The 7105-nt window shown below is 63.6% G+C and carries 7 protein-coding genes; 1 reads left to right on the forward strand and 6 read right to left on the reverse strand.

Translation table 11 applies throughout. The features are described 5' to 3' along the window. The 6 genes from EN993_RS28430 to EN993_RS28455 form a co-directional block, all read right to left on the reverse strand. A partial coding sequence (locus EN993_RS28430; RefSeq protein WP_127265436.1) for an ATP-binding cassette domain-containing protein occupies positions 1–446 on the reverse strand: 446 nt, incomplete at its 3' end. Beyond that, positions 439–1317: an ABC transporter ATP-binding protein gene (locus EN993_RS28435; RefSeq protein ID WP_127265437.1), complete on the reverse strand. Its 879-nt coding sequence runs from the start codon at positions 1315–1317 to the stop codon at positions 439–441. The genes EN993_RS28435 and EN993_RS28430, both read right to left, overlap by 8 nt. Next, on the reverse strand, positions 1314–2159 hold the full coding sequence (locus EN993_RS28440; protein WP_127265438.1) for an ABC transporter permease: 846 nt from the start codon (positions 2157–2159) through the stop codon (positions 1314–1316). Before EN993_RS28440 ends, EN993_RS28435 begins: the two co-directional genes overlap by 4 nt. Then, positions 2152–3159 carry an ABC transporter permease gene (locus EN993_RS28445; RefSeq protein WP_127256539.1) on the reverse strand — a complete coding sequence of 336 codons (1008 nt, stop codon included), beginning with the start codon at positions 3157–3159 and terminating at the stop codon, positions 2152–2154. Before EN993_RS28445 ends, EN993_RS28440 begins: the two co-directional genes overlap by 8 nt. Before the next feature lie 217 nt (positions 3160–3376). Beyond that, positions 3377–4906 (reverse strand): ABC transporter substrate-binding protein, encoded by a 1530-nt coding sequence (locus EN993_RS28450; protein WP_127265439.1) that lies wholly within the window; start codon positions 4904–4906, stop codon positions 3377–3379. Between the two features lie 111 nt (positions 4907–5017). After that, positions 5018–6592: an NAD(P)/FAD-dependent oxidoreductase gene (locus tag EN993_RS28455; protein ID WP_127265440.1), complete on the reverse strand. Its 1575-nt coding sequence runs from the start codon at positions 6590–6592 to the stop codon at positions 5018–5020. Between the two features lie 121 nt (positions 6593–6713). On the opposite strand from EN993_RS28455, the gene EN993_RS28460 reads away from it, so the two are divergent. Continuing rightward, a partial coding sequence (locus EN993_RS28460; RefSeq protein WP_206532431.1) for a cyclase family protein occupies positions 6714–7105 on the forward strand: 392 nt, incomplete at its 3' end.

The raw sequence follows: 7105 nt of genomic DNA on the forward strand, positions 1-7105 counted from the left end.
CTGGCGAAGCTCTGTGGCAGGCCGACACGCTGCAGCGCTTCTGCGACTCGCGCCTCCAGATTGTCGCCAAGGCCGTTCTGTTTCAGCGGCGCGGCGATGATGCTGGCAATGGTTCTGCGCGGGTTGAGCGACGACATCGGATCCTGGAAGATCATCTGCAGATTGCGGCGCAATGGCCGCAGCTCCGCCTCAGGCAGATGGGTGATATCCAGGCCATCGAAGCTGATGCTGCCGGCGCTGGGCTCCAAGAGACGCACCAAAGCGCGGCCGAGCGTTGATTTTCCCGATCCGGATTCGCCGACGATTCCGGTCACCGAGCCCCTGGGAAGATCGAAATCCAGGCCTTTGAGTATCTCGGTCAACGGCGCGCGGCCGATCAGCGGTTTGCGCGTCATGTCGGGCAGCGCGACCTTCAGCCCGCGCACGGAAAACAGCGGCTCAGCCATGCGGTCGCCTCCATGCCTGGTCGGCGGCAGCGATCTCTGAAGCAAGCCCGGCGAGTACTTCGTCGTCCACTGGCTTTAGCGAGGCGAAAGGATCGGTGTAGCGTGGCGTCGCCGCCATCAGCGCCCGTGTGTAGGGGTGCTGCGGGGCGGCGAAGAGAGCGGCCGTGTCAGCCTCCTCCACCACCTTGCCGGCATAGAGCACCGACACCTTCTGGCTGATCTTGGCGACGACGCCGAGATCATGGGTGACGAACAGGATCGCCGTGCCGTGTTCGCGCTGCAATTGCACGATCAGCCGCAGGATCTGCTTCTGCACGGTGACGTCGAGTGCCGTCGTCGGCTCATCGGCGACGATCAGCCTTGGCTCGGCGGCGAAGGCGGCGGCGATCAGCACGCGCTGGCGCATGCCGCCGGAAAGCTCGTGCGGATAGCTTTTCAGCACGCGGTCGGGGTCGCGGATCTGCACCTCGTTCAGCAATTGCCGGATGCGGGTATCGGCCTTCTCGCCACTCCAGCCGAGGATGCGCACCAGCCGGTCGGTCATCTGCGAGCCGATGCGGCGTGACGGGTTGAGCGCGGTCAGCGGGTCTTGCGGGATCAGCGCGGTGCGCGCGCCGATCAGCGTGCGCCGTGCCTTCGGCTGGAGCTTGCCGAGGTCTTCGCCTTCGAGCAGCATGTCGCCTTCGACAATGCGCACGCTTGATGGCAAGACACCGAGTACCGCCTTGCCAATCATCGTCTTGCCGGCGCCGCTTTCGCCGACCAGCGCGCGGACCTCGCCGGGCTGGACGGAGAGCGACACCGAGCGCAGCACGCGCTGGCCGTTGGGCAGCACGGCGCTCAAATTCCTGATGTCGAGACAGGCGCTCATCGCAGCACCGGATCGAAACGCGTCTTCAACGCCTCGCCGAACTGGCTGAAAGACAGCACGGTCAGGATCAGCGTGACCAGCGGGAACACCAGCACCCACCACGCCTGATGGATCGAGAGCCGGCCCTCGGCGATGATGCCGCCCCAGGTCGGATCGTCGGTCGAGATCGACAGATTGACGAAGGACAGGATCGCCTCGACCATGACGGCGATGCCCATTTCCAGCGACAGCAGCGCCACGATCGACGGCACCACATTGGGCAGCACTTCGCGCAGCATGATGCCGATGCGGCCATAGCCGGCGATGCGGGCGTTCTCGACATAGTCCATGCGCGATTGGCCCATCGTCTCGGCGCGGATCACCCGGCAAAAACGCGTCCAGTCGATGATGGCGATAGCGAGGATGACGGAGCTTAAGCCCGTGCCGAGCACGGCAACCAAAAGGATGGCGAACAGCACTGGCGGAAACGCCATCCAGACATCGACGATGCGCGAGATGACGCGGTCGGCCCAACCGCCGAAATAGCCTGCGACGAGCCCAAGCGTCGAGCCGACCAGGCACGCCGCGATGGCCGCGGCGAAGGCGACGATGAAGGCGATGCGGCCGCCGAAGATCAACCGTGACAACAGATCGCGGCCAAGGCTGTCGGTGCCAAGCCAATAGCCGGGCTCAGCACCGCTCATCCAGAATGGCGGCAGCCGCTCCAGCATCAGATCCTGCGCCAGCGGATCCTGCGGCGCCACCAGCGGCGCGAAGATCGCGGCCAAAAGCGCCAGCAGCAGCCAGCCGCCGGCCAGCCATAAGCGCGGCGACACACGCCTTTGAGCGCGGCCCTCATCCATGGCGTAGCCTCGGATTGAGCAGCGCGTACATCATATCGACGCTGAGGTTGATCAGCACGAACAGCAGCGCAAAGACCAGCACGATGCCCTGGATCAGCGGCAGATCGCGGTTGATGACGGCATCGATCGCCATGTTGCCGAGGCCCTCATAGGAAAACAGCCGCTCGACGATGACGGTGCCGCCGATGAGAAAGGTGAATTGCACGCCGACCAGCGTCAGCGTCGGCAAAGCGGCGTTCTTCAGCGCCTCTCGCAGGATGACCTGTGTTTCCGAAAACCCCTTCACCCGTGCCAGCACGACATAATCGAGGTCGAGCACTTCCTTCAGCGACTGTTTCAGCAGCTGCGAGATGATCGCCGCCAGCGGCAGCGCCAGCGCCACGGCCGGCATCAGCATGTGCTTCAGCAGATCCCAGGTGAGGTCGAGGCGCAGCCGAAGCAAGCTTTCGAACAGATAGAACTGGGTGACGAAGGGCAGGTCGAGCTGCGGCGACACCCGGCCGGAAATATCGAAGATCGGCACCAGCACGCCGAACAGCAGGATCAGCACCAGGCCCCACAGGAAGTCGGGAATGGAGAGTGCCGCGCCGCTGGCGATGTCGATGCCGGCCTCGACTGCCGTGCCACGCTCGCGCGCGCCGATGATCGCTGTGGTGCCGCCGAGCGCCACCGCCATGATGAGCGCGACGATGGCAAGCTCCAGCGTCGCCGGTAGCCGGTTGAAGACAAGGCCAAGCACATCTTGCCGCAGCGAGATCGAGGTGCCGAAATCACCCCGGGCCACGCCGGACAGCCAGATGAAGAACTGCTGCACGATCGTCTTGTCGAGCCCATAGAGCGCGCGCAGCCGGGCAATGTCGGCATCCGTCGCGCCGGGCGGCAGCATCATCGCGATCGGATCGCCGGGCGCGACGCGGATCACGACAAAGACGACGACGGCCACGCCGAACAGCGTGATCAGCATCGTCAGAAGACGGATCAGGAATCTTTGCAGGAGCATTCTGGCGTAGGCCTAATGCGTTTCAGTGACTGATGGAACGAACCCCCCTCATCCGGCCGCTTCGCGGCCACCTTCTCCCCGAGGGGAGAAGGTGTCGCGGACAGCTGAGCGGTCTCTTCTCCCCAGCGGGGAGAAGGTGGCCCGAAGGGCCGGATGAGGGGGCCTGCGTCGTTAAAGAAGACACGCCGTCTCGCGACAGCGTGCCGTCCCAAATTGGTCAGGCCGGGGTCATCAGGGCCGGCAGCAGCGCGCCGGACACATGCTGCACCACATTGACGCCCTTGGCATGCACGATCGGCTGCGCATACTGGATCAGCGGCAGCACATAGGCCTGCTCGGCGATGTATTTGTCGACAGCCTTCCAGCCGGCAATGCGCTTGGCCTCGTCCTTCTCGCCCCACAGCGGGTTGATCATGTCGATCAGGTCCTGGCTGTCCCAAACCGAATGCGGGCTCGGGCCGTACATGGCAAAGCCGGTCGAGGTGGTCGGATCGCCGATGGCATTGCCCCAATTGTAGAAGGCGGCCGGCGCCAGCTTGTCGGCGGCGCGCAGCTCATAGTGCTTGGCGATCTCGTAGACTTCGATCGTCGCCTCGATACCCACCTTGCGCCACATGCCGACGATTGCCTGGATCATCTCATAGTCCTTGGGCTTGAAGCCCTTGGTCGTCTGGATGGTGAACTTGACCGGCTTTTCCGGCGAATAGCCGGAGGCGGCCAGCAGTTCCTTGGCTTTCTCCGGATTGTGCTCGACCTTGATCGACGCATCGTAGGCCGTGTATTCCGGCGTCTCCAGCGTGTCGATCGGCTGGCCATAGCCGCGCAGCAGGCGATCGACCAACAGCTTCTTGTCGATCGACATGACGGCTGCCTGGCGCACGTTCTTGTCCAGCATCGCCTCGATGTCGTTGAAGAAGATCATGCCGATGTCGGAAACGTTCTTGCACGAGCCGGCCAGTCCGTCCTTGGCGATCAGCCGGTCATACTCCTCATAGGGAATTTCGAGCGTCACCTGCGAGGAGCCGGATTCGATCTCGGCGACGCGGCTTGCCGCATCGGCGACGAACTTGATCGTCACATTCTCGAAGGCCGGCTTGCCGCCCCAGTAGTTCGGGTTGGCCTTGAGCCGCAGGAAGGCGTTGCGCTCGAATTTTTCGACCATGTAGGGGCCGGTGCCGATCGGCGCTTTCTCGAAGCCTTCGGCGCCGACCTTCTCGTAGTAGGCCTTCGGCATGATGTAGCCGGTCAGGAACGACATCCATTTGAAATAGACCGGGTCGAACTGCACGACGTCGCCGGTGATCTTGTTGCCGTCGATCTTGAAGTTGTTGACGTTCTTCCAGACGAACTGGATCGGGTTGCCGGTCTTTTCGTCGCCCGCCCGCTGCAGCGACCAGACAACGTCCTCGGGCGTGAACGGCGAGCCGTCATGCCAGGTCACACCTTCGCGCACCGTCATCGTGATCTTGGTGCGGTCGTCGTTCCAGCCCCATTCGGTGAGCAGGCCCGGCGCGAAGGACAGGTCTGGCTTTTGGGGAATGAATTGATCGAACACCGACTGGTAGAGACCCTGGATCGTCGGGTTGACGGCCGAGGGGCCGGTGGTCGGATCCCAGGACGGCAAGTTGACATTATAGGCGATGGTCAGTTCGCCGGCAGCCGCCTTGGCGATCTGCGGCAGGCCGACGGCGGCCACCCCGAGTGCCGCGGCACTGTATCCCAGCAATTCGCGTCTGTTGATTGTCATGGTCGTTCCCCTTGTTGGTTTTCTGTTTTCTGCGCGCGTCGTCTTCAGTTCATTGGTTCAGGCTTCTTGGGCAACAGTTGCCCTCTTTCGCCTGTGTGAAATCTTCGGCTCCTACCTCCCGCCAAGCTGTTGCGCGAGCATGTATCCGGAAGCCGCACCGGTGCCGGCGCCCGGCCATGTCGCGGCCCCAGTGAGATGCAGATGCGCCACCGGCGTGTTCCAGCCGGCGTATCCGCGTGCCGGGCGGAACAAAAAGTTCTGCTCCAGATGGTGGCTGCCGCAGACCTGGTCGCCGCCGACGAGGTTCGGGTTCTCGCGCTCGAGGTCGATGGGCGAGAACACCGCCCGGCCGAGGATCTTGTTGCGCAGGCCGGGTGCGTAGGTCTCGATGATGTCGAGGACACGCTCGGCGTAGGCGTCCTTCACCTTGTCCCAGTGGTCCGGTGCGATCTTGCCGGCGGCATCGCCTGTGATTTCGGCGGGCAGCATGCGCACCTGTACCCACAGCATATGCTTGCCCTGCGGCGCCCGCGACGGGTCGATCGCCGTCGGCTGGCCGACCACCAGCACCGGTTCGTCCGGCAGCATGCCCGCCATCGCCTGCTGATAGGTGCGCGACATGGCGTCGAGCGACGGCGACAGATGCACATAGGCGAACTGCCGAAGCTCAGATCCGGCGCGCCAGTCCGGCAAATCGTCGAGCGCTAGGTGGATCATCATCGTCCCCGGCGCATGGCGGAACTTTTGCATCGCCGTGTCGAAGCCGGCGTTCCCCGAACCATTGGGCAACAATTTGCCGGTCAGCGCCTTCGGCGCGACGCCAGCAATCACAGCCTTGGTGGCGGTATGCGTCTCACCGGAAGCGAGCCGCACGCCGGTCGCCTTGCCGGCCGAAACCGTGATCTCCGCCACGTCGGCGCCGGTGAATATCTTGCCGCCGGCAGAGGTCACCATGCCGGACAGAGCGCGGATGATGGTGTCGGCGCCGCCCTTGCCCAGCACCATGCCAAAGCTCTGGTTGGCCATCGATTCCAGATAGGGGAACACGGCGCCGCCGGCGATGTCGGGCGCGAAGTCGAGATGCATGCCCCAGGTGGCGAGCGTTGCCCTGATATGAGGCGACTCGAAGTTCTCCTCCAGCCAGGCGCGTGGCGAAGACAACAGCAGCCGTCCCGTATCGAGCGCGCCGGCAGTGCCCTTCTTGCGCCACAGGTTCCACGCCGTGCCGACAAGCGCGCGGGCGCTCATCGGCGAACCCAGCAGCCGGAACAGATGCTCGGCCTCCGCCGGGAAAGCGGCAACCAGCCCGCGCCATGCGGCGGCGTCAGTGGCTGAAAAGGTGGCGATGCGCGCGGCGGTCTTTTCCAGGTCGTTGCTGACGCCGAACCAGCGTCCGTCCGGAAAGGCGCTGGCGAAACAGTCGGCGACGGGGGCGAACTCCAGCCCTTGCGCTTTCAATTCATTTGCATATTTCCGGTGGAAGGCGGAGCCGGCGAACAGGCTGAGATTCATCGCGCCGAAATCGTGACGGAAGCCGGGAAGGGTGAATTCGCGCGTCTGGACAGCGCCGCCGATTGTTGCGTTGCGCTCGAAAATCCCGGTTTTCCAGCCTTTGAGCGCCAAATGCGCGGCGCATGCCAGACTGTTGTGGCCCGCCCCGACAAAGATGGCGTCAAACTCGCTCACGCCCCGTTCCCATTTCCTTTATGCTTAAAGATAATTGCAGATGCATATGTTTTCGTCTAGTAGGATATTAAGGGCCGAGACGAGCCTTGATCATCATCCACGAAAGAGGGAACTTCAGACCATGGACACCCAAAAACTCCTCGGCGAAGTCGCCGGCCAGCTTCTTTCAGGCGCCATCAAGGTAGTCGACCTGTCGGCGCCGCTCGGACCCGACACGCCGTTGATCAAGCTGCCGCCGGAACTCGCCGTCGACACGCCGAAGGTCGAGATCCACAACATCTCCCGTTACGACAAGAATGGTCCGTGGTGGGCCTGGAATTGGCTGAAGCTCGGCGAGCATTCGGGCACGCATTTCGATGCGCCGCAGCACTGGATCTCTGGCAAGGATTATCCGGACGGCGCCACCGACACCATTCCGGCGCAGAACTTCGTCGGCCCGGTCAATGTCATCGACTGCTCGAAGGAAGCCGCCGCCGACCACGATTTCCTGCTCACCGTCGACCACATCAAGGC

The organism is Mesorhizobium sp. M7D.F.Ca.US.004.01.2.1 (genome assembly GCF_003997785.1).
GTDB classification, from domain to species: Bacteria; Pseudomonadota; Alphaproteobacteria; order Rhizobiales; family Rhizobiaceae; genus Mesorhizobium; species Mesorhizobium loti.